Here is a 22786-nt window from a genome sequence, read left to right as displayed (position 1 = left end):
GTGCTTCTGTTTCAGTATTGTACACGCTTTACAATTGTTTTACAACGGCTTTACAATTGCTAATACATGTTTCAATATAGATTTGGTTTTAAATCTTAAAAATAAAGAATTATGAAACGTAAATCATTAAAAACAGTATTAAAATTATGGGTACTAGCCGTATTATTAGTGGCATGTAATCATTCAGAGTCCTCGGAAAACTTTGCTTTAGAAAGTGTTGAGGTTAAAGCCGATTTTGAAGCCGTTAAAACCGATGATAGTACTACCGAGACTCCAAAATTAGAATTAAAACATTTAAAAATCATTAAATCTGCAAATGTGAGGTACAAAGTTGAAGATGTAAAAATAGCTACAGAACGCGTCAAGCGTATTTCTGAAGCATACAATTCTTATGTCTCAGATTTACGCTTCGAGAATAATCTTTATAAAAAAGAAAACCGATTCACGTTAAAAGTACCTTCTAAAGATTTTGATGTTATTATGGATTCTATAAGCAGTGTTGCCGAATTTATTGAATATGAAAATATAACCACTAAAGATGTGACTTCAGAATTTATAGATGTGGAAGCTAGATTGAAAACAAAATTAGAGGTTAAGGAGCGCTACGAATCTATTCTTAGAACAAAAGCAAAAAGTGTTGAAGACTTATTAGGTGTTGAAGAAAAATTACAACGTATTCAAGAGGAAATTGAATCCAGTCAAGGACAATTAAAATATTTAACCAATAAAGTGGCTTTTAGTACCATTCAGATTGATTTATATGAAACGGTAGAATATAAAGAAGAACCAGAGCATTATAAAAAAACGTTTTTATCAGAAATTAAAGACGGTTTTACTTCAGGTTGGGATGTTCTGAAATTGTTTTTTATAGGTCTAGTGTATATTTGGCCATTTGTAATAATAGGAATTGTTGTGTTTATTTTGATTAGAAAAAGACTTAAAAAGTAATAATTTAACGCTTATTTTTGCAGTAATGCAAACACAGCTTTTAAATTTTATTCCTCCTGCGGCACAACCCATGATTGCAGAGCTTTTAGCTATTGATCATTTAGTCGTAAAAGTGAAAAATGAGCGTAAAACGCGACACGGAGATTATAGAGAATTACCAAATGGGAAACATCAGATTACGATTAATTCTAATTTAAATGTTTATCGATTTTTAATTACACTAATTCACGAGATAGCCCATTTTGAAGCTTATAAAACATACGGAAGGCTTATTAAGCCACATGGAAAAGAGTGGAAGCATACCTTTCAGCATTTAATGTTGCCGTTTTTAAGGCCCGAAATTTTTCCGTTAGAGTTATTGCCATTATTAGCTAATCATTTTAAAAATCCAAAAGCGTCTAGCGATACAGATACGCAGCTCGCCTATGCCTTAAAGCAATTTGACGAAAGTAACGATAAGACCTATGTTTTTGAAGTACCTTTGAATACAACCTTTAAACTTTACAACGGTAGAGTGTTTAAAAAGGGAAATAAAAGAAGAAAGCGCTATGAATGTGTAGAAATTAATTCGGGTAAATTATATTTGTTTAACCCCAATGCAGAAGTAGAGGTTTTAGATTAAAACATAGATTGATGGATAGCAAAAATTCAAATTATTACGCCATTTTAATGGCAGGAGGAGTTGGTTCAAGATTTTGGCCTGTAAGTACGCAAGATTTTCCTAAGCAGTTTCACGATATGCTTGGTACAGGTGACACGTTGATACAAAAAACATTTAATCGCTTAGCACAGTTAATTCCAGAAGAGAATATTTTTATATTAACTAACGAGCGTTATAATGATCTTGTTTTTGAACAATTACCAAACGTTACCAAACGTCAAGTGGTTTTAGAACCAGCCATGCGTAATACAGCTCCTTGTATCTTATATGCAGCCTTAAAAATTCAGAAAGAAAATGAAGATGCAGTAATGATTGTAGCACCAAGTGATCATTGGATTGAAGATGAAGAGGCTTTTTCTAATAATGTAAAAACAGCTTTTGAGTATTGCCAATCTAACGATGCTTTGATGACTTTGGGGATTACGCCTACATTTCCTAATACAGGTTATGGTTATATTGAATATGATAAATCGGCTACAACTGAAATTAAACAAGTGAGTCAATTTAGAGAAAAACCCGATTATGAAACGGCAAAGTCTTTTATAGATCAAGGTAACTTTTTGTGGAATGCCGGGATTTTTATGTGGAGTGCTAAATCCGTTATTTCGGCATTCAAAAATAACCAACCTAAATTGTATCAATTATTTGAAAGTGGTTTCAGCGTTTACAATACAGAATTTGAAGACGATTTTATTCGTGATAATTACGAAAAAGCAGAAAACATATCTGTAGATTATGCGCTTATGGAAAAGAGTGATAATGTTTATGTGATTCCTGCTACTTTCGATTGGAATGACCTAGGAACTTGGGGAAGCCTATACGATAAGTTAGATAAAGACGACAATGCTAATGCTGTGGTTAATGCTAAAACCTTATTAGAAGATGCTCATGGTAATATGATTCGTTCTAAGGCAGATAAAATTATTGTTGTCGATGGACTAAAAGATTATATCATTGTAGATAAAGACGAAGTTTTGCTTATCTTTCCTAAGGAAAAAGAACAAGATATTAAAAAAGTGCTACAAAATGTAAAAGCCAATTTTGGTGAAGAATATGGATAAACCTTTTGTTTTATTAGCGGTATACATTTAATATATTGATTACTGATTTTTAGGTTTTTAATTATAAAATTTGATTTTTTTTTAAACTATGAGCGAAGAACATAAATTTAATTTTTCAGAGGAAGAGGAGCAGTGCATCACTAATGAGATGAACAAAGAGAAAGCTGTTGAAGAAAAGAAGGACGCCGTTAAGAAAGATGCACAAGGTTTATTTGCAAGTATAAAATTGTTTTTAACTGAATTACTCGATTTTAGAGATGATACAGATAGAGATGCCACCATTACTGCTATTAAGCATGATATTCCATTCAAAGGGGCAACCGCTTGGATTTTGGTTTGTTCTATTTTTGTGGCTTCCATTGGTTTAAATGCAGATTCTACAGCTGTGGTTATTGGAGCCATGTTAATTTCGCCATTAATGGGGCCAATCTTAGGGGTTGGAATGTCTATAGCTATTAATGATATTGATACATTAAAGAAGTCTTTAATAAACTTAGCCACAATGATTGTCTTAAGTTTATTAACGGCATTTTTATTCTTTTGGTTATTTCCGCTGAGTACAGAAACTTCAGAGCTTTTAGGAAGAACGAGACCAGACATTAGGGATGTCTTAATTGCTTTCTTTGGTGGTTTGGCACTGATAATTGCACGAACCAAAAAAGGAACAATTGCTTCTGTGATATTTGGTGTTGCTATTGCTACAGCTTTAATGCCGCCTTTGTGTACAGCAGGTTATGGTTTGGCTATTGGTAATTGGAACTTTTTTGGTGGAGCCATGTACTTGTTTACCATTAACACCATATTTATAGCATTAGCAACATTCTTAGTTTTAAAAGTATTGCGTTTTCCAATGCTTAAATATGCTAATTCAGCAAAACGGAAACGTATTTCTAGAGTAGCAATGGCCGTTGCTGTTATTGTAATGATTCCTGCAATTTGGACATTTTTAACGGTATTGAACGAGAGTAAAATAGATATGGCTTATAAGAGTTTTCTAAAAGATGAAATAACAGAAAATCGTAGTCTATGGTTATATAATGAAGACCTTGATATGGATTCTAGAACGATAAACTTGTATTTTAATGGAGAAGTAAGTGATGAAATCGTTACTTCTTGGCAAAATGCTAAGAATAAGTCTGCCGCTCTTAATGAGTTTAAATTGGTTATAAACGCTAATAAAACCAGAAGTGTAGATCGTATGGCACAATCTCTAGATAGAGCTTATGCAGATTTAGATAGAAAAGATAATGTCATTGAAGGTTTGCAAAAACAAATAGAAGAGTTGCAATCAAATATCTCTAATTTAAATAAAGTAATAGAATCTAAAAACACCAATGAAAATGCGGTGTCATTTAGTGAGTTATCTCGTGATGCTAAAATTAAATTTAATGATTTAGAGTATTTTGGTTATGCTAAAATGTTAGAGTCAAAAGATTTTATAAATATAGATACAGTAACTGTCGCTAACGTGAGATGGAAAGTTCAACTTGCAGATAGTTTAGTTTTTATGAAAGAGCGTGATTTACAAACATGGCTAAAAAATGAATTGAAAGTAGATACCGTATTTATAAAACGAAACTAAACATTAGTCACTTTCTTCGAGATACATTTTTCGTACTTTCTTAAATAGATTAGAAGAGTAAACAAAGTCAGTTACCACTTCGTTATCAGTTTTAAATATGGTTTTGTTAGAACCTTCCCATGCTTTTAACCCATCTTTTAAGAATACAATTTTTTCACCAATTTCCATTACAGAATTCATATCGTGAGAGTTGATGACTGTAATAATATTGAATTCGTCTGTAATTTCTTGAATTAAATTATCGATAACAATAGCAGTTTTTGGATCTAAACCAGAATTGGGTTCGTCACAAAATAAGTACTTAGGGTTGTTTACAATTGCTCTAGCAATAGCGACACGTTTTTGCATACCGCCAGAAGCTTCACTAGGCATTTTTTTATGAGCATCAGGCAGATTAACACGGTTTAGAACCACATTAACTCTATCTTCCATTTCACTTTTACTTTGTTTTGTAAACATACGTAATGGAAACATCACATTTTCGGCAATAGTCATAGAATCAAATAAAGCACTGCCTTGAAAAACCATACCTATTTCGGCACGTAATGCTCGCTTTTCATTAGGACTTAATTTGCTAAAAATCTTTCCGTCATAAGAAATTGAGCCTTCTTCATATTCAAATAAGCCCAATAAGCATTTTAAAAATACCGTTTTACCTGAGCCACTTTGTCCAATAATTAAGTTGGTCTTTCCTTTTTCAAAAGAGGTTGTTATGCCTTTTAAAATATGAGCATCTCCAAACGATTTATGTAAGTCTTTAACCTCTATCATAATTAGCCAAGTAATAAACTGGTTAGTAAAAAGTTAACTAATATAATCATAACACTAGTCCATACAAAAGAAGTTGTACTCGCTTTACCAACTTCTAAAGCGCCTCCTTTCATAAAATAACCGTAATATGAAGGTATAGTTGCTAATAAAAATGCAAATACAAAGGTTTTTACAAAAGCGTAGATGAAGTGAAACGGAATAAAGTCCATTTTTACTCCTTCAATATAATCTTCCATAGTACCATAGCCACCATAGACACAAGCTACAAGTCCTCCAAGAATCCCTAAAAACATGGCGATAGAGATTACAAAAGGATAAAGTGTTAGAGCAATAAATTTTGGAAAAACAAGGTAGTTAATAGCATTTATTCCCATAACCTCTAGTGCGTCAATTTGCTCAGTAACGCGCATTGTTCCTATACTTGATGTGATAAAAGAACCAACTTTACCCGCCATAATTATAGAAATAAAAGTTGGAGCAAATTCTAGTATTATAGATTGTCTAGTGGCAAAACCTACTAGATATTTTGGCATCAAAGGACTCGTCATGTTTAACGAAGTTTGAATAGCAACAACTCCTCCTACAAAAAATGAAATAAAAGCAACAATTCCTAATGAGCCTATAATAAGATCATCTATATCTTTTAAAATTAAAGGTTTCATCACAGACCATTTTGTAGGTCTACGAAAAATATCCTTAATCATTATAAAATAAGTGCCTATATTATGTAGGTAAATCATGTTTAATTTAATTAGTGCTAAAGTATAAAAAATGATTAGGAAATTACCCTAAATTAAAATTAAGATAACATAAAAATTGTATTTTTGAGATTGATATAAAAGACATATAGAAATGAAAAAAATCTTCACTATAGCTTCCATTTTGTTTTTGTTTAATTCTTGTAGCTCTCAAAATACTACAATAGAAACTACAGAAACTACTTCTATAGCAGAAACAAGCTCTAGACCTAAACTAGTTGTTGGAATTGTGGTAGACCAAATGCGCTATGATTATTTAACACGTTTTGAATCTAAATTTGGAGATGGTGGTTTTAACCGCATGATAAATGAGGGATTCAATTGTAAAAACAATCATTTTAATTATATACCAACCTATACAGGTCCAGGACATGCATCTGTATACACGGGAACTACTCCAAAAATTCATGGAATCATAGGTAATAACTGGTATGATAAGGAAACTAAAGAAATGGTGTATTGTGCAGGAGATGACAATGTGAAATCGGTGGGAACTGAGCATAAAGCAGGGAAAATGTCACCACACAGAATGCAGACAACAAGTTTTGCTGACGAGAACAGGTTGTTTACGCAAATGCAAGGTAAAACTATTGGGATTTCTTTAAAAGATAGAGGAGCTATTTTGCCAGCAGGTCATGTTGCAAATGCAGCATATTGGTTTCATGGAAGAGATGAAGGGCGTTGGATTTCAAGTTCGTTTTATATGAATGATTTGCCAAAATGGGTAAAAGATTTTAATACCGAAACTCATGCAGAATCTTATTTAAAAGAATGGAATACTCTTTATGATATTTCAACGTATACTGAAAGTGGTGTTGATGAAAATACGTTTGAAGGAGGCTTTAAAGGAAAAGAAAAGGCTACATTTCCTTACGACTTAAAAGCATTAAGTAAAGACAATAGAGGTTTCGATATTTTAAAAGCAACACCTTATGGCAATAGCTTAACTACAGATTTTGCTATAGCAGCAATTAAAGCAGAAGGTTTAGGGCAAGATCAAATTACAGATGTTTTAGCAGTAAGCTTTTCTGCGACGGATTATGTAGGTCATAATTTTGGTGTAAACTCTAAAGAAATCCAGGACACCTACTTGCGTTTAGATAAAGATTTAGAACGCTTATTTATATATTTAGATGCTACTGTGGGTAAAGGGGAATACACTGTTTTTCTTACTGCAGATCATGGAGCAGTAGACGTACCTTCTTATTTAACTTCGGCAAGAATACCTTCTGGTTACGTAGATAATAAAGATAGAAAAGAAAAATTTAATACTTTTTTAGAGGCGACTTATGGCACTAAAGATATTGTTGAAAATATTAGTAATGGACAAATATTCTTAGACAGAAAGAAAGTAGAGGATTTAGATTTAAACCTTATTGATGTTCAAAACGCGATTGCAATGGAGCAATTGGGGTATAAGAATATTTCTAAAGTTTATACAGCAACAACGATGAGTTCATCAAGTTTTTCAAATGGAGTAGAAATGTTGTTGCAAAATGGATATAACCAAAAGCGTTCAGGCGATGTGTTGTTAGTTAATGACACAGCCTTTATTTCATATAGTAAAACGGGTTCTACTCATGGTAGTGGTTTAAATTACGATACTCATGTGCCTTTATTATTTTTTGGTAAAGGGGTTAAGCATGGTGAAACATTTGATAAAACTGTAATTCCAGATATTGCGCCAACAATTTCTGCACTTTTAGGCATTAGTTTTCCAAATGGAGCGACGGGAAAACCTTTAGGGTTTGTTATTGATTAAACGCTTATTTTGAAAAGAAAACCAATATTTACTATAATAGCCATCATCATTGTCATTGGCATTTATAGTTATGAGTATATTTTAAACTCAGAAGAAAAAACTAAAATCGTAAATGAAGGGCAAACGGTAAAAGAAGGCACCAACGCGTATTACTTGCCAACAAGTACAACGAACCAAATAATTCATCATCAAAATTATTCCTTATCGTATAGCGAGCCTCATGAACAAGCCGAATGGGTGGCTTATGAGTTAAAAGCATCACATCTAAGTTCTACAAACCACAAGCGACCTTATTTTGAAATCGACAATGCAGTAAAAACAGGAGCTGCACATTGGGGAAATTATAAAAAATCTGGTTACGATAAGGGGCATTTGTGTCCTGCTGGAGATAGGCGTTTTACTAAAGAAGCGCATGACGAAACTTTTTTAACGAGTAATATAAGTCCACAAGAACATAAATTTAATGCAGGTGTTTGGAATAGGTTAGAACAGAAAGTAAGGTATTGGGCGAAAAAGAATGATGGAGTTTTTGTGATTACAGGAGGTGTTTTAAAAGACAATTTAAAGGCTATTGGAGATGAAAATGTTTCAGTGCCTAATCAATTTTATAAAGTAATATTAGATAATACTAAAGGGCGAATTAAGATGTTAGCTTTTTTAATGGATCACAAAGATTCGGATCTACCTTTATATAAATTCGTGGTTTCTGTAGATGAGGTTGAAGCTGCAACTGGAATTGATTTTTTTCCGCAGTTAGATGATGCTATTGAAAATACATTAGAAGCATCGAGTAGTTATAAAAGTTGGAGTTTCTAAGTGATTTCTCGCTCTAATTAGAAAAAAATAATAGCGTACTGTTAGTGTTTTTATTTTAGAAATTTATCCTTTATACCTTTCCAACGTAAATCCCTAATAAATTTTCCTTCAGCTTTAGAAACCAAAAAATCGACTTGATTAGATTTAGCTCTAAAATAGCCAGACATATAATCTGTAAACAGTTGAAAACTGCCTTTTTTATATGCGAGTTTTAAGGCCGAAATCAAAGTAATCCAAAAATGATAACGCATTTTGTACATAGCTTCTCCTTGTAAATATTTAGATGCTTTATTGTAGGATTGTCCGGTGGGTTTTAAATGCTTTATATGAAGTGTTTCGTCAGTTAAAATGTCCCAATTATAATATTTAGCCAAGAGTTCATCTACGGTATCCCAACCCATAGACGCTTTTAATTGCCCTATTTGATTAAAACATTCTTTTCTATAGGCTTTAAGAGCTCCTCTAATATGATCTTTATTGGTTAGATTTTCAAGAACCCATGCATTATTTTTTTTAATATAACAGAACCCAGAAGCCATTCCTAATTTTGGATTAGACTGAAAATGGCCTGCTATTTTTTCTAAATAATCTTTTGGAAAAATAAGATCGGCATCAAATTTACAAATGATGTTGTAGTTGTTATCTAAAGTTTCTAAACCTTTATTAAAAGCATGAATTATTTTTGATCCAGGTAAATGTTGGTCTGAAGACTTGGAGTTTACAATAGATAGCCAAGTGTATTTTGAAGCATATGTTTCAACAATATTTTGAGTAGCGTCTGATGAATTATCATTTACAACAACTAATGCTTTAGGCAATAGTGTTTGTTGCGCCAAAGATTCTAAAGTTTTACCAATGTAATCTTCTTCGTTGTGAGCAGGAATGATGATGTAAATATCCATTAGAAATTTCAAAATACTAAGTTTCAAAGCTAAGTAAAACGCAATTGAAATTAGGGATTTATGCTTTGGAATTTATACCTCTTTCTGCATAGACAATGTAATACCGTGGAGTAAAATGCCTTAAAATAGGTCTTATACCAAATTTCTTTACGGGATTAGTCCATTTTTGTCGGTCTTTAATTATCCATCCTGTTTTTTCTAAAAGCCAATCGAGTTGCCAATCCTCAAACTCATGGTAATGTCTATCTCTCATATCTGTTTTACTTCTATAAGCAGAAGCAAACCAGAGTTTTAATGGTACACTGATAAGAATTCTGTCAGCTTTAATAGATTTTAAAACTTCATAAGGAGATAAGAAATGTTCAAAAATCTCAAAGGCGGTTACTACTTTTGCAGACGAGTCTTCAATTTCAGAACGTTCTTCATCTAAATCTTTACCTGTGGTATTTTCAACCGAGTAACCTTCAGAAATCATAATTTCTGAAAACGGATTTTTAACACCTAAATCTAAGATCGAATCCGATAGATTAACATGTTTTTGTAAAAACTGAAGGGTGAGTTTAAAGCGTTTATTTGGATATGTTTTTTCGTACATCTATTGTTGAATCAGTAAAATCAATATTGATATACAATAGCATTGATATTCATACCAGCGCCAACACTTGCAAACATTATAATATCACCTTTATTAATTTCTTGATTTTCTAATTGACCTTTTAAAATTATATCTAATAACGTAGGTACGGTTGCTACACTAGAATTGCCAAGCCTATTTATAGACATTGGCATTATGCCTTGAGGCGTTTTCATTTGGTATAGTTTATAAAACCGGTTCACAATGGCTTCGTCCATTTTCTCATTAGCTTGATGAATCAATATTTTTTTAACATCGGTAATGGACTTGCCACTTTTTTCGAGACAAGATTTTAATGCCATTGGTACATTAGAAAGCGCAAATTCATAGATTTTACGACCATACATTTTAATGTATCTACGTTGGTCTGTAATCTCAGGATTATTGGTTTCTCCAAAAAAGATAAAATGTGCTTCATCTAAAGCATAAGTCGCTGTTTCATGTGCTAAAATTCCACCTTTTTCATCATTTTTTTCAATAATAACAGCTCCTGCGCCATCACTATAAATCATTGAATCTCTATCGTGTTTATCAATAACTCTAGATAAGGTTTCACTACCAATTACTAAACAGCGTTTAGCAATACCTGCTGTGATAAATGCGTTGGCTTGAATGACTCCTTCTATCCAACCAGGACAACCAAAAAGTAAATCGTAACCTACGCATTTAGGATTTTTAATTTGCAGCAAATGTTTAACACGCGATGCTATACTAGGTACAGTGTCGCTCTGTTCTGTGTTATATTTTATGTCGCCATAATTGTGAGCAACAATAATATAGTCTATGCTCTCTTTGTCAATACCAGCATCTTCAATAGCTTTTGTTGCCGCAATAAAAGCAATATCACTGTTTAATTGTTTTTCATTAACATAGCGCCTTTCCTGAATACCTGTTATAGCTTCAAATTTTTCTACAATAATTTCATTAGGGCTATCAATTGAAGTTCCATCAGCATTTAAAAATTGATGATTATAAAAATCTTCATTTTTTTCAACAATACTTGGTATATAACTTCCCGTTCCTGTAATTCTAATTGCCATAGTTCTTTAATTTCAATACTACGAAGCTACTTAATATTATAGAATTTTCTATAATTTAAAGTTTTAATGCTTTAATTTTTAATGAATTCGTAATAATTGCTGTTTATAATTTGAAATGCATAAAAAAGCTTTCAATTTGTAAATTTTTTATAATACTATTTTTAAGCTTCCATGTAATCTTCAATTGGTGCACAACTACAAATAAGGTTTCTATCTCCATAGGCATCATCGACACGTCTTACACTTGGCCAAAATTTATTGTCTCTCACAAAATCTAGAGGAAATGCTGCCGCTTCTCTGTTGTATGGTAGTGTCCATTCATCAGCGGTTAGCATATCTAAAGTATGAGGTGCATTTTTTAATATGTTATTGGATTCGTCTTTAGATGATGAATCAATTTCTTTTCTAATAGAAATCATAGCATCACAAAAACGATCCATTTCCGCTTTACTTTCACTTTCTGTAGGTTCAATCATCATGGTTCCTGCTACCGGAAATGATACTGTTGGTGCGTGGAATCCATAATCCATTAAACGTTTTGCAATGTCTGTAACTTCAATGCCATTGGCTTTAAAATCACGACAGTCTATAATCATTTCGTGAGCGGCTCTTCCCATTTCTCCTGAATATAAAGTTGGGTACGATCCTTTTAAACGTTCTTTAATATAGTTCGCATTTAGTATCGCAATTTCGGTCGATTTTTTCAAGCCTCTGTAGCCTAACATTTTAATATAGCCATAAGAAATAAGGCAAACTAATGATGATCCAAAAGGAGCGCCAGAAATAGCCGAAATTGCTTGATGACCTCCTGTTTTTACAATTGGGTTTCCTGGTAAAAAAGGAACTAATTGTTCTGCTACACATATTGGTCCAACACCTGGTCCACCTCCTCCATGAGGGATGGCAAATGTTTTGTGTAAATTTAAGTGACAAACATCAGCACCAATATTTCCAGGGTTAGTTAAGCCTACTTGCGCATTCATGTTAGCACCATCCATATAAACTTGGCCTCCGTTATCGTGAATAATCTGTGTGATTTCTTTTATTGCAGATTCGTAAACTCCATGTGTTGATGGGTAAGTAACCATTATCGCAGAAAGATTATCTTTATGTAATTCTGCTTTTTCTCTTAAATCTTCGACATCGATATTACCATTTTCTGAAGCTTTGGTAACAACCACTTTCATACCTGCCATAACAGCACTTGCTGGGTTTGTCCCGTGAGCAGATGATGGAATTAAACAAATGTTTCTATGGTGATCTCCACGAGACTCATGGTAAGCTTTAATAACCATTAAACCGGCGAATTCACCTTGAGCACCAGAATTTGGTTGAAGTGATGTTGCTGCAAATCCAGTGATTTCTGATAATTGGTTTTCTAATTCTTTTAATACTAATTTATAACCTATAGGCTGGTCTGCAGGTACAAATGGATGTATATTTCCCCAATTTGGCCAACTTAGTGGTAGCATTTCAGATGCTGCGTTTAATTTCATGGTACAAGACCCTAATGAAATCATTGAGTGATTTAAAGCCAAATCTTTGCGCTCTAAACGTTTTACATAACGCATTAATTCTGTTTCAGAATGGTAGGTATTAAAAACTTCAAACGTTAAAAACTCAGACTGACGTTTTAAATGATCTGGAATGGTTTTTATATGAGAAATAGATGCAATTTTATCTGTAGTGTTGCTTGTTGCATTTTCAAAAATTGAAATAATTTCATTTAAGTCTTCAATAGTTGTAGTTTCATTTATTGAAATTGTTACTGTATTGGTGTCTGGATAATGGAAATTAACTTCACGTTTTTCTGCTTCATACTTAACCTTTACAGCATCTGTTTTTATTTGAAGCGTATCAAAGTAGTGAGAGTTTACTTGCTCTAATCCTAGTTTTTCTAAAGCATTGGCTAGAGTAGAGGTAGAGTTCTTAACTTTATCTGCAATAAAAGTTAAACCTTTTGGACCATGATAAACAGCATACATTCCTGCCATAACAGCTAAAAGTACTTGAGCAGTACAGATGTTAGATGTTGCTTTGTCGCGTTTAATATGCTGTTCACGCGTTTGTAATGCCATACGCAAAGCTCTATTGCCATTTTTGTCTTTGGTTACACCAATAATACGACCAGGAACATCTCGTTTGTAAGCTTCTTTAGTTGCAAAAAAAGCAGCATGAGGACCTCCATAACCCATTGGGATTCCAAAGCGTTGTGTTGTTCCAACAACTACATCTGCCCCAAATTTACCTGGAGCTTCAAGTTTTACTAGACTTAAAATATCTGCTGCAACAGCGACTTTAATGTTTTTAGCGTTGGCTTGTTCTATAAAGGATTTAATGTCTGTAATCTGACCATTTTTTCCAGGATATTGTAATAAGGCACCAAAATATTCATCAGAAAGGTTGTATTCTGCTTCGTTACCAATTACTAATTCAATTCCTATTGGGTTTGCTCTAGTTTCTAGTAGTGCAATAGTTTGTGGCAATACTAAATCTGAAACAAAGAATTTATTGACATTGGCTTTCTTTTGAGCACGATCTCTAACGGCAAATAAAAGCCCCATAGCTTCTGCTGCTGCAGTACTTTCATCTAAAAGTGATGCATTGGCAATTTCCATACCTGTTAAATCAATAATCATGGTCTGGAAATTTAATAATGCTTCTAATCTACCTTGAGCAATTTCTGCTTGATAAGGTGTGTAAGCAGTATACCATCCTGGGTTTTCTAATATGTTTCGCTGAATTACAGCAGGTAAATTTGTAGGATGATAGCCTAAACCTATGTAAGATTTGTAGACTTTGTTGAGTTGTGATAGTTTATAAATGTGAGTTAGATACTCTTGTTCGCTCATTGCAGCATCAAGATCTAAATCGTTTTCTAAACGGATATTATCTGGAATAGTTTCAGTAATTAATTGTTCTAAATCTTTAACACCTATAGTGTCTAACATGGCTTGTTGTTCGGTTGAATTTGGGCCAATATGTCTGAGTGCAAATGAGGTTGTGTCCATTAAAAAAATAATTTATTTAGTTCTGCAAAAGTAAGGATTTAGCCTAATTTTTTAGTTAATGAAAACTAAAGTTTTTAACCGAAACGATAGGTTATTAACACATTCCTTACTTTTGTTGAATGGGAGTTTTAAAACGCATCTTTAACTTTTATTTGAATAGTAGTATTCATGTTGCATTAGCCGCTTATGCCTTAGCATGGATAACACTAATAGAGATGAATGTTGATTATGATAAATCTCTCTTAAGTTTTGTTTTTTTTGCAACGATAACGGGGTATAATTTTGTAAAATATTTTGGAATCGTTAAGTTTCATCATCGCAGTTTGGCCAGCTGGCTAAAAGCGTTACAAGTGTTTTCTTTTCTAGCCTTTTTAGCTATGTGTTATTTTGTGCTAAAGCTTGAGTTTAATGCATTAGTACTTATTGTTATTCTTGGAATTATTACATTCTTTTATGCTATTCCGATAATGGTTCCTAAACAGTATTTGTTTGATGACCATAAAAATTTAAGGCAAGTCAGTGGTTTAAAAGTTTACCTTATTGCATTAATATGGATGCTTACAACGGTTTTATTGCCCATGTTAAATAATGATATTGTGATGAGTCCTGATAGCGTAATTATAGGTGTGCAACGGTTTTGTTATGTGCTTGTATTAATGTTGCCGTTTGAGATTAGAGATCTAAATTACGATAGTTTAAAGTTAGCAACAATACCTCAAAAAATAGGGGTTAAAAACACTAAAATTATAGGAGTAGCCCTTTTAGTTGTTTTTTTGATGTTAGAGTTTTTTAAAGATGAATTACTAGATGTATCCATTATTGCCATTGTAATAACGACGATTATTACACTAGTATTATTGCTTCTTTCAAACAAAAATCAATCAAAATATTTTAGTGCGTTTTGGGTAGAAGGTTTGCCTATTATTTGGCTATTGGTCTTGTTGTTGCTTCGCTAATTCTTTATCAAATTGTGATTGAAGCTTTTTTAGTTCTTCAGTTTTGAGACACTGAACTTTTGATTTTTCTATGGTTTCAGATAATTTCTTGTTTTTATTAGAATACTTCTTTGTAATGTGGCAATACATAAGACGTAATCTTAGTTTAAATTGTTCCCAAGAAGAAGCTTCATCATATTGTACTTTGTCACAAATATGCTTTGCTTCATCACAGCTAATAAATAAAAAACTTTTTTTCATTTTTAATGTCCTTGTAAACGGAATATTATTTATACCAATTATCTTCCATGCATTCTGCTAATGCAGTTCGTGCTCTGTGTATAATAACCCATAGGTTAGACGCAGTAATATCTAAATCATTACAAATGGTTTCTGTATCATAACCTAAAATGGTTTTCATCTTAAAAACGTCGGCTTGTTTTTCAGGTAATTTCCCTAAACAATCGTAGATGGCGTCACCTAATTCTGAATTCACTAAATGGTCTTCAGCAGTTTTGTCACTGGCATCTGCCACGCGCTCTTCTAACCAGTCACCTTCAGTATCTGTATCACTGTTGTAACTCATTCTAACTTCGGCTTTACCTTTATTAGAATTTATTTTTCGGTAATGGTCAATGATTTTACGTTTTAAAATAGAGATTAGCCACGTGCGTTCACTCGCTTCACCCTTAAAGTTTTTCATGGATTTAAGGCCTGCTAAGAATGTTTCAGATATTAAATCTTGAGCAATTTCTCTGCTATTAACACGAGTAATTGTGTAATTAAATAAATAATCTGAATATGATTTTACCCAATTGTTTGGGTTTATTTGATGCTTAGGCATTTTTCATTTTCATTGCTGACTCAAAAATAGGTTAAAATTTTTAAATATAATTTAGTTCTAAAAATTAAAGTAAAATTACATAGCGTGCATATCTCATTATTTTTTTGTGGCGCTAATGATATAATATCCAAAACTTTTGAGGTGTAATCCTGTTAATAATGCGTAGAATGATCCTTTTAAGTTGTGAAGACTTTCTCTTTTTATAGATTTAAAACTCAGTAATTTTTTTAATATAAAGCCCGTAATTGCAAATGGTACGTGTAGTACAGAAGGAGCAACGCTATGAGAGGTGTCTTCAATTGTAATATTTATGAAACCTAAGTCTTGTAACTTTTGCTTTATAAAAGTGTGAGTTTCCAGTTTTTCAAGACTCCAATGATCGCATAAACGGTTGTAGGCATATTCTGCTCCTTTGCAAAGTTCTGAACGCTCTTTTTTTAGGAAGGCATCTGCGATGACTAATTTTCCGCCAGGTTTTAAAATACGATAGGCTTCTTTTAATGAATTTTCTCCGTGACCGGAATGGCAAAAGCTTTCTATGGCTACAGCCGAATCAAAGGAATGAGATTGAAATGAGGTGTGGTTGTAATTTTCTTTTAGAATAATACCATTTTTTCCTTGTAATAAATCATTCCCATGTTTCACTTGAAAATCAGAAAGCGTGACTCCATAAGTGATGAGATTTTGATGTTGTTTTAAGGCATAGCGCATCGTGCCGCCCATACCACAACCTAAATCGATGAGTCTATGTTTTTTAGTGTTAATTTGAAGTCGTTTTATAACCTGAGCATTCATTTGATTAAGCATGCTGTCGCGTTTAAAAGGATTAGTTTTAAACGGTGCATAATAACCAAAATGCATGTTAAAGTCTTGACTCCAAAATTCGTAATCTTCTGAGGCTTCGTTATAGAAATCTATCATTTCTATTTTGTTTTTTTCAGAATAGCTGTCAATAGGTAGTGCTTGTGTTTTCATGATGGAAATTTATAAGATTGAACTAAGATTTATCATTAATAACCACGTGTAAACCACAGCAAATAGTATGAACAAGGTATTCATGAAATAACTACCGATCTTGAAAATTAATTTCTGAGGTATTTGGTACATGGGATAATATGCAATTTGTGTAGCGACTTTTCCAACCCAATATGCCGCAATAAGTCCGGTTAATGCAATAGCTAAGTTTGATCCGTTTTGTAAATCGTTGGGAATTACGATAGCAATTAATCCAAAAGAAAAATTTAGACCTTGAATATATCTGCCATACGTTTTTGCGATTTCTTGATTTAGAGGTTTTAGCTGTTTCACATCATTATACCAGTCAAAAACCTTGTGTCTTATATAAGGATAAATTAATGCGGTGAATATTTGTCCACAGCCACCTAGAATGATTAACCAATTTGGAATTTGTGTTTTCATGATAATTTAATTTTATAAGTGATATAGAAATGGAATAGGGCAAGACCCATTGAAACGAATAACCATAGAAATATGAGTTGGAATCCTCCAATTCCGAAATGGCCTTTAATCCGAAAGAGTACAATAAGGGATACCGTTGTAATTACATAACTTTTAAATAGGTTTTTGACAGGTTTAGAGAGCGTTTTAAAATTAACTATAAGTGTTACACTCATTAAAATTTGAACAAGACCTAAAACAATTTGTGCCATAATGCCTCCCCAAAAAGTTAAGTAAAGAAACAGAGTAATCAGGATTAACAATTTGTTGATATCATAAAAGTGTTTCATGTTTTCTTTGTTTTTAAACTTTCAGAAAAAATTGAAAGTTTGTTTTAAAAAAATATACCTGCTACTTCATTAGTTTTAAAACCGACTTTGTTAACCAATTTTGTTTTTGATTCACCATCTTATTCATTAAAGTATCTAAATCTTGCGTTAATTGGTTTAATGCCTTTGTTTGTTTAATGAGCTCTTTTGTTTTTTCAGTGCCATCATCTTTAATTGTAGAGACCTCTTCTAGGACTTTAATTACAGGTCTAATTTCTCTTCGGCTGCGTTCTTTGGCTACAATTTTTGCTAGTTCTTGTACGTCTTTTTCTGTGGTGAAAAATTCTTTACGTTCACCTGAAACTAAAACTTTGGTTACAATGCCCCAATCCATCAATTGTCTTAAATTCATACTGGTATTACCACGTGAAATTTTAAGATCTTCCATAATGTCTTCCATAGACAAAGGCTGCGTGGAAATAAAAAGTAAGGCTTGTATTTGAGCCATCGCTTTATTGATGCCCCAAAGTGAGCCTAAACTTCCCCAAGTGCTAATAAATTTTTCTTTTGCTTCTTGATATTCCATAATACAAATATATAATAATTTTTAAACTTTCAATAATCTTTGAAAGTTTATTTGATTTGATAATGGATATGGTCATCGTGTCGTACCGCTTTACAACCGTGAAATCGAATTTTAGATTCATGACCTAAACCGAGTGATTGTTTCAAGTGTGGCTCAATAAATAGCTTTTGGGTTGAAGGCGCAGAAAGCAATTTTTTAATTATAAGCACTGTTTTAGGTTTATCTAGTTTTAGGTTATGAATCGTTCCAAGTGTGAGATACTTTGTAAAATCATATTGCCAATAACCTTTTTCTAAACAAGATTTAAAGCTGTAATTTTTATCGGTATTAGCATAAACACCATAACCAGAAATTGAAGGTTTTTTAGAGGTTGAAATGCCATTGTGATCTAAATACATAAAAGATAAATCTATCTTTTTTCCATCATTATGACTTAAATGCGGCAATAAGGGAAAGCCATTAAAAAAAGGAAAGTTAGCATCTAAATAGGTGATTGTAATTCCGGATTTGAATAAAACATGAGCAGAATCTTCTAGTTCGCGTTTTAATTCTTGGTTCACATAATTCCTAAAAGCTAAGGGGTAAAACCAATTTCGAGGTTTTAAATGCTTATCAAACCATGGTAATTTTTCTCTTCCAAAATGAGTAGCAATTGGCGGAATGATAACAAGGTTAAATAGCAGGTAAAGTAAAGGGAAAACAATACGTTTTCCCTTTTTGATTTTGTTTGAAATAATAATAGCCAGAAGCCAAATAATACCTCCAATTTGCGTGATTATTGTTAAAATTAAAATGATTGCGATATGCCCAATAAGTTTTAATAAGCTCATAAACAGTGAACGCACTAACGTTACGTTTTATTTCAACAAGCCTGCACGTCTTAATAAGGCTTCAGGTTTTGGTTCTTGTCCTCTAAACTTTTTATACAAAGTCATTGGGTTGTCAGTACCTCCTTGAGATAATACAAAGGTTTTAAACTTATCTGCCACAGTTTTATTAAAAATGCCTTCTTCTTTAAAATATTCAAAGGCATCTGCATCTAAAACTTCAGCCCATTTGTAACTGTAATAACCCGAAGAATAGCCTCCTTGAAAAATATGCGAAAACGACGTGCTCATACAGTTTTCTGCGACATCAGGATACAGACTTGTATCTCCAAAGGCGTCAACTTCATGAGACTTTACATTTGTAATATTAGAAGGGTCAATACCATGCCAAGACATATCTAATAATCCAAAACTCAATTGACGTAAGGTTTGCATACCTTCGTGAAATGTTGCGGAAGCTTTTATTTTTTCAACCAGTTCCATTGGGATGACTTCGCCTGTTTCGTAATGTGTTGCAAATAACTCTAAAGCTTCTTTTTCGTAGCACCAATTTTCTAATACCTGACTTGGCAATTCAACAAAATCCCAATATACGCTAGTTCCAGATATACTTGGATACGTGGTGTTGGCTAACATACCGTGTAAGGCGTGACCAAATTCATGAAACAATGTTGTGACTTCATTAAAGGTTAATAATGATGGTTTACTTTTTGTTGGTTTTGTAAAGTTACATACGATAGATACATGTGGTCTTTCATTTTTACCATCTTTTATCATCTGTGGTTTAAAAGACGTCATCCAAGCACCATTTCGTTTTCCGGCCCTTGGGAAAAAGTCGGCATAGAAAATGGAAACTAATTCTCCTTCGCTATCCGTAACTTTATACGTTAAAACGTCCTCGTGATATTTATCAATGGTATTAATTTCTTCAAACTGTAGACCGAATAATTTATTAGCTACTGTAAAAGCACCATTGATTACATTTTCTAATTTGAAATACGGTTTTAATTGCTCATCATCCAAGTCGAATAATTTTTGTTTCAACTTTTCAGCATAATAACCAGAATCCCATTTTTGTAATTGATCGATGTTATCTAATTCTTTTGCGAAAGCTTCTAATTCTTCAAATTCTGCATTAGCCGCTGGTTTCGCTTTTTCTAATAATTCGTTTAAAAATGACGTTACTTTTTCTGGCGTTTCTGCCATACGCTCCTCCAACACAAAGTGTGCATGTGTTTTATAGCCTAAAAGTTGAGCACGCTCAAAACGCAATTGTGCTATTTTAAGAACAATGTTTTGATTGTCTAGTTCATCGTTTTGAAATCCTTTTCTTCCAAAGGCTTTAGATAATTTTTCTCTTAAAGCTCTGTTGTCTGCATAGGTCATAAACGGAATATAACTTGGATAATCTAAGGTGATTAACCAACCGTCTTTGTCTTTGCTTTCTGCTAATTGTTTAGCGGCTTCTTTGGCTCCTTCTGGTAAACCTGAAAGCTCAGACTCATCTGTAAGGTGCATTTCAAATTTATTTGTTTCCGCTAAAATATGTTCTCCGAATTTTAATTTTAATTGACTTAATTCTTTGTCAATGGCACGAAGTTTTTCTTTTTTATCTTCAGGTAAATTAGCTCCATTACGAGAAAATCCTTTATATTTTTTATCGAGAAGTGTGTCTTGCTCTGTAGTTAAATCTAAACTAGATTTAGCATCGTAAACTGCTTTTACGCGTTTAAATAAGGCTTCATTCAACGTGATATCATTGCTGAAATCTGAAAGCAAAGGTGAGACGTCTTGTGCAATTTTCTGAATCTCGTCATTAGTTTCAGCAGAATTCAAATTAAAGAAAATACTAGATAGACGATCTAACTCTTCACCAGAATAATCTAAGGCTTCGATGGTGTTTTTAAAAGTTGGTGCTTCGGTGTTTGCTGTTATGGCATCAATTTCGGCTTTTGCTTTTTCTATGGCAATATTAAAAGCCGATAGATAATCTTCTGTTTTTATTTTAGAAAAAGGGGCTGTTTTATAAGGAGTATTGAATGAATTATTAAGAATTGTCATTTTATGTTATTTTTCTTACTAAATAATTGATAATCTGTTTTTTAACTAAAAATTAAGAGGGTGATTACATAAGTTGTTTGTACTTTTGTAAAATCTTTTTAGTGATGTATTTTACTACTAAGAATTGATTAATAGCAAAAAAAAGCCTTGATGTAAATTGAGGCTTTTTTTATAGATTTTTTGCGGAGTCTATAACTTTAGATTTTAGTCCTTCTTTATAAACCATTATTTTGTCTAAAACACATTGGTCAGCGCTGCCTAAAATCTGAGCAGCTAAAATTCCTGCATTTTTGGCTCCGTTTAAAGCTACAGTAGCTACAGGTACTCCGCCTGGCATTTGTAAAATGGATAATACAGAATCCCAACCATCTATAGAATTACTGCTTTTTACAGGAACACCAATAACTGGTAACGGAGACATAGAGGCTACCATTCCTGGTAAATGTGCTGCACCACCTGCGCCAGCTATAATTACTTTGATGCCTCTTTTATGAGCATTTTTACTAAAATCGAATAATTTTTCAGGGGTTCTGTGTGCCGAAACGATATCAACTTCAATTTCAATATCAAAACCGTTTAATATATCTATAGCGTCTTGCATTACTGGCATGTCGCTTTTACTTCCCATTATTATGGCTACTTTACTCATTTTTATTCGCTAATTACTTCGATTGTTTGTTTTACTTGTTCTGCTATTTTACGAGCTACAGAGATCTCTTTGTTAACAATAGTTACATGGCCCATTTTACGGAAAGGTCTGGTTTGTTTTTTTCCGTAAATGTGAGGTGTTACTCCATCCATTGCAAGAATTTTTTCAATGTTTTTATACACTACATTTCCGGTATGATTTTCGGCACCAACAAGGTTCACCATCACTCCAGCGACTTTACTTTCGGTATTGCCAAGTGGTAAACCTAAAATGCATCTGATTTGTTGTTCAAATTGTGAGGTATAACTAGCTTCAATACTATAATGACCAGAATTATGTGGTCTTGGTGCAACTTCGTTTACTAAAATGTCATCAGTTTCAGTTTGAAACATTTCCACAGCCAATAAACCCACATGTTTAAATTCTGCTGCTACTTTTAATGCAACAGATTCTGCCTTCTTTGCAATAGCATCAGGAATTCTAGCCGGACAAATCACATATTCCACTTGATTGGCTTCAGGATGAAATTCCATTTCAACAACCGGATACGTTTTAACATCTCCTTGTGCGTTTCTAGCCACAATTACAGCTAATTCATTTTTAAATGGAATTAACTGTTCTGTAATACATTCCACATTTGGTAAATCCGTTAAGTCAGAAAGATTTCTAACCACTTTTACACCTGTACCATCATAACCAAATCGAGCGCTTTTCCATACAAAAGGATAATTTAAGCCTCCATGATCTACAGCTTCATCAATTTCAGACGTATATGCAAATCTTGAGAAATCTGCTGTCGGAATATTATGATCGCGATAAAATAATTTCTGAGTCGCTTTATTTTGAATGGTTCGTAATGTTTTAGACGAAGGAAACACTTTTACACCTTGTTTTTCAAGTGTTTCTAAAGCATCTACATTAACATTTTCTATTTCAAAAGTTAATACATCAACCTGTTTTCCGAAGTTAATTACGGTGTCGTAGTCTAATAAATCGCCAACGGTGAATTCGTCGCAGGCCAGTCGTGATGGTGCATCAGGACTAGAATCTAAGACACAAGTGTAAATATCAAACTTACGCGTATCGTATAACATCATTTTGCCAAGTTGGCCACCACCAAGAATTCCGAGTTTAAAATTTGAAGAAAAATAGTTCATGTTCACTTTCCACGAAAGTGGAAATATTTTAAAAGATTCAACTTAATTTATAGC

The 22786-nt window shown here is 32.9% G+C and carries 22 protein-coding genes; 7 read left to right on the top strand and 15 right to left on the bottom strand.

The annotated features are described in order from the left end of the window. Positions 1-111 precede the first annotated feature (111 nt). From VDP25_RS13295 to VDP25_RS13280, 4 genes are all read left to right on the top strand, one after another. Positions 112-948 carry a DUF4349 domain-containing protein gene (locus VDP25_RS13295; RefSeq protein WP_334470555.1) on the top strand — a complete coding sequence of 279 codons (837 nt, stop codon included), beginning with the start codon at positions 112-114 and terminating at the stop codon, positions 946-948. A gap of 25 nt (positions 949-973) precedes the next feature. After that, positions 974-1570 carry a SprT-like domain-containing protein gene (locus tag VDP25_RS13290; protein ID WP_334470553.1) on the top strand — a complete coding sequence of 199 codons (597 nt, stop codon included), beginning with the start codon at positions 974-976 and terminating at the stop codon, positions 1568-1570. Positions 1571-1581: 11 nt separating this feature from the next. After that, positions 1582-2670 (top strand): mannose-1-phosphate guanylyltransferase, encoded by a 1089-nt coding sequence (locus VDP25_RS13285; RefSeq protein ID WP_334470551.1) that lies wholly within the window; start codon positions 1582-1584, stop codon positions 2668-2670. Positions 2671-2758: 88 nt separating this feature from the next. Beyond that, on the top strand, positions 2759-4252 hold the full coding sequence (locus tag VDP25_RS13280; RefSeq protein WP_334470549.1) for a DUF389 domain-containing protein: 1494 nt from the start codon (positions 2759-2761) through the stop codon (positions 4250-4252). A 3-nt stretch (positions 4253-4255) separates the two neighbouring features. On the opposite strand, the gene VDP25_RS13275 is transcribed toward VDP25_RS13280, so the two are convergent. Together VDP25_RS13275 and VDP25_RS13270 are read right to left on the bottom strand one after the other, a co-directional pair. After that, the gene (locus tag VDP25_RS13275; protein WP_215927580.1) at positions 4256-5023 is read right to left on the bottom strand and encodes an ABC transporter ATP-binding protein; all 768 of its coding nucleotides are present in this window, start codon (positions 5021-5023) and stop codon (positions 4256-4258) included. Between the two features lie 2 nt (positions 5024-5025). Then, entirely contained in the window at positions 5026-5763 is a 738-nt protein-coding gene (locus tag VDP25_RS13270) for an MlaE family ABC transporter permease (protein WP_215927582.1), read from the bottom strand. 112 nt (positions 5764-5875) lie between these two features. Between VDP25_RS13270 and pafA the strand changes: the two genes are divergently transcribed. Beyond that, positions 5876-7543, top strand: coding sequence for an alkaline phosphatase PafA (pafA, locus tag VDP25_RS13265; protein ID WP_334470546.1), 1668 nt, complete (start codon positions 5876-5878; stop codon positions 7541-7543). 9 nt (positions 7544-7552) lie between these two features. Next, entirely contained in the window at positions 7553-8359 is an 807-nt protein-coding gene (locus VDP25_RS13260) for a DNA/RNA non-specific endonuclease (RefSeq protein ID WP_334470544.1), read from the top strand. A gap of 50 nt (positions 8360-8409) precedes the next feature. Here VDP25_RS13260 and VDP25_RS13255 read toward each other — a convergent pair whose 3' ends face one another. The 4 genes from VDP25_RS13255 to gcvP form a co-directional block, all read right to left on the bottom strand. Further along, positions 8410-9261: a glycosyltransferase family 2 protein gene (locus tag VDP25_RS13255; RefSeq protein ID WP_334470602.1), complete on the bottom strand. Its 852-nt coding sequence runs from the start codon at positions 9259-9261 to the stop codon at positions 8410-8412. Between the two features lie 58 nt (positions 9262-9319). Next, a complete protein-coding gene (locus VDP25_RS13250) occupies positions 9320-9856 on the bottom strand; it encodes a methyltransferase (protein ID WP_334470543.1) in 537 nt (178 codons plus the stop codon). Positions 9857-9876: 20 nt separating this feature from the next. Further along, a complete protein-coding gene (locus tag VDP25_RS13245) occupies positions 9877-10935 on the bottom strand; it encodes a 3-oxoacyl-ACP synthase III family protein (protein ID WP_334470541.1) in 1059 nt (352 codons plus the stop codon). Between the two features lie 161 nt (positions 10936-11096). Then, complete coding sequence (gene gcvP, locus VDP25_RS13240; protein ID WP_334470539.1) at positions 11097-13946, bottom strand: aminomethyl-transferring glycine dehydrogenase; 2850 nt, start codon at positions 13944-13946, stop codon at positions 11097-11099. A gap of 119 nt (positions 13947-14065) precedes the next feature. Between gcvP and VDP25_RS13235 the strand changes: the two genes are divergently transcribed. Further along, positions 14066-14902 carry a hypothetical protein gene (locus VDP25_RS13235; RefSeq protein WP_334470537.1) on the top strand — a complete coding sequence of 279 codons (837 nt, stop codon included), beginning with the start codon at positions 14066-14068 and terminating at the stop codon, positions 14900-14902. On the opposite strand, the gene VDP25_RS13230 is transcribed toward VDP25_RS13235, so the two are convergent. The 9 genes from VDP25_RS13230 to VDP25_RS13190 form a co-directional block, all read right to left on the bottom strand. Further along, the gene (locus VDP25_RS13230) at positions 14876-15142 is read right to left on the bottom strand and encodes a hypothetical protein (RefSeq protein WP_215927596.1); all 267 of its coding nucleotides are present in this window, start codon (positions 15140-15142) and stop codon (positions 14876-14878) included. The genes VDP25_RS13235 and VDP25_RS13230 overlap by 27 nt on opposite strands. Positions 15143-15167: 25 nt before the next feature. Further along, the gene (locus VDP25_RS13225) at positions 15168-15725 is read right to left on the bottom strand and encodes a sigma-70 family RNA polymerase sigma factor (RefSeq protein WP_334470535.1); all 558 of its coding nucleotides are present in this window, start codon (positions 15723-15725) and stop codon (positions 15168-15170) included. Between the two features lie 96 nt (positions 15726-15821). Then, a complete protein-coding gene (locus VDP25_RS13220) occupies positions 15822-16700 on the bottom strand; it encodes a methyltransferase domain-containing protein (protein ID WP_334470533.1) in 879 nt (292 codons plus the stop codon). Positions 16701-16709: 9 nt separating this feature from the next. After that, positions 16710-17144, bottom strand: coding sequence for a hypothetical protein (locus VDP25_RS13215; protein ID WP_334470531.1), 435 nt, complete (start codon positions 17142-17144; stop codon positions 16710-16712). 390 nt (positions 17145-17534) lie between these two features. Continuing rightward, entirely contained in the window at positions 17535-18038 is a 504-nt protein-coding gene (locus tag VDP25_RS13210; RefSeq protein ID WP_334470529.1) for a GbsR/MarR family transcriptional regulator, read from the bottom strand. A gap of 47 nt (positions 18039-18085) precedes the next feature. Continuing rightward, the gene (locus VDP25_RS13205) at positions 18086-18868 is read right to left on the bottom strand and encodes a hypothetical protein (RefSeq protein WP_334470527.1); all 783 of its coding nucleotides are present in this window, start codon (positions 18866-18868) and stop codon (positions 18086-18088) included. Positions 18869-18895: 27 nt separating this feature from the next. Then, positions 18896-20926, bottom strand: a complete 2031-nt coding sequence (locus VDP25_RS13200; RefSeq protein ID WP_334470525.1) for a M3 family metallopeptidase — start codon at positions 20924-20926, stop codon at positions 18896-18898. A gap of 169 nt (positions 20927-21095) precedes the next feature. After that, complete coding sequence (gene purE / locus VDP25_RS13195; protein WP_215927608.1) at positions 21096-21575, bottom strand: 5-(carboxyamino)imidazole ribonucleotide mutase; 480 nt, start codon at positions 21573-21575, stop codon at positions 21096-21098. 2 nt (positions 21576-21577) lie between these two features. Beyond that, a complete protein-coding gene (locus tag VDP25_RS13190; protein ID WP_334470522.1) occupies positions 21578-22732 on the bottom strand; it encodes a 5-(carboxyamino)imidazole ribonucleotide synthase in 1155 nt (384 codons plus the stop codon). Between the last annotated feature and the right edge of the window lie 54 nt (positions 22733-22786).

Origin of the sequence: Winogradskyella sp. ECml5-4 (assembly GCF_036903175.1) — a bacterium.
GTDB classification, from domain to species: Bacteria; Bacteroidota; Bacteroidia; order Flavobacteriales; family Flavobacteriaceae; genus Winogradskyella; species Winogradskyella damuponensis.
Note: the sequence above shows the minus strand (reverse complement) of the source record. Positions and strands in the feature narration are given on the sequence as shown.

Excerpts from the sequence above, each read along its gene's own strand:
- VDP25_RS13220 (WP_334470533.1), bottom strand. The coding sequence starts at position 16,700 with ATGAAAACACAAGCACTACCTATTGACAGCTATTCTGAAAAAAACAAA.
- VDP25_RS13225 (WP_334470535.1), bottom strand. The coding sequence starts at position 15,725 with ATGCCTAAGCATCAAATAAACCCAAACAATTGGGTAAAATCATATTCA.
- purE (WP_215927608.1), bottom strand. The coding sequence starts at position 21,575 with ATGAGTAAAGTAGCCATAATAATGGGAAGTAAAAGCGACATGCCAGTA.
- VDP25_RS13275 (WP_215927580.1), bottom strand. The coding sequence starts at position 5,023 with ATGATAGAGGTTAAAGACTTACATAAATCGTTTGGAGATGCTCATATT.
- VDP25_RS13200 (WP_334470525.1), bottom strand. The coding sequence starts at position 20,926 with ATGACAATTCTTAATAATTCATTCAATACTCCTTATAAAACAGCCCCT.
- VDP25_RS13215 (WP_334470531.1), bottom strand. The coding sequence starts at position 17,144 with ATGAAAACACAAATTCCAAATTGGTTAATCATTCTAGGTGGCTGTGGA.
- VDP25_RS13235 (WP_334470537.1), top strand. The coding sequence starts at position 14,066 with ATGGGAGTTTTAAAACGCATCTTTAACTTTTATTTGAATAGTAGTATT.
- VDP25_RS13205 (WP_334470527.1), bottom strand. The coding sequence starts at position 18,868 with ATGAGCTTATTAAAACTTATTGGGCATATCGCAATCATTTTAATTTTA.
- VDP25_RS13295 (WP_334470555.1), top strand. The coding sequence starts at position 112 with ATGAAACGTAAATCATTAAAAACAGTATTAAAATTATGGGTACTAGCC.
- VDP25_RS13210 (WP_334470529.1), bottom strand. The coding sequence starts at position 18,038 with ATGGAATATCAAGAAGCAAAAGAAAAATTTATTAGCACTTGGGGAAGT.
- VDP25_RS13270 (WP_215927582.1), bottom strand. The coding sequence starts at position 5,763 with ATGATTTACCTACATAATATAGGCACTTATTTTATAATGATTAAGGAT.
- VDP25_RS13285 (WP_334470551.1), top strand. The coding sequence starts at position 1,582 with ATGGATAGCAAAAATTCAAATTATTACGCCATTTTAATGGCAGGAGGA.
- pafA (WP_334470546.1), top strand. The coding sequence starts at position 5,876 with ATGAAAAAAATCTTCACTATAGCTTCCATTTTGTTTTTGTTTAATTCT.
- VDP25_RS13290 (WP_334470553.1), top strand. The coding sequence starts at position 974 with ATGCAAACACAGCTTTTAAATTTTATTCCTCCTGCGGCACAACCCATG.
- VDP25_RS13245 (WP_334470541.1), bottom strand. The coding sequence starts at position 10,935 with ATGGCAATTAGAATTACAGGAACGGGAAGTTATATACCAAGTATTGTT.
- gcvP (WP_334470539.1), bottom strand. The coding sequence starts at position 13,946 with ATGGACACAACCTCATTTGCACTCAGACATATTGGCCCAAATTCAACC.
- VDP25_RS13190 (WP_334470522.1), bottom strand. The coding sequence starts at position 22,732 with ATGAACTATTTTTCTTCAAATTTTAAACTCGGAATTCTTGGTGGTGGC.
- VDP25_RS13230 (WP_215927596.1), bottom strand. The coding sequence starts at position 15,142 with ATGAAAAAAAGTTTTTTATTTATTAGCTGTGATGAAGCAAAGCATATT.
- VDP25_RS13280 (WP_334470549.1), top strand. The coding sequence starts at position 2,759 with ATGAGCGAAGAACATAAATTTAATTTTTCAGAGGAAGAGGAGCAGTGC.
- VDP25_RS13250 (WP_334470543.1), bottom strand. The coding sequence starts at position 9,856 with ATGTACGAAAAAACATATCCAAATAAACGCTTTAAACTCACCCTTCAG.
- VDP25_RS13255 (WP_334470602.1), bottom strand. The coding sequence starts at position 9,261 with ATGGATATTTACATCATCATTCCTGCTCACAACGAAGAAGATTACATT.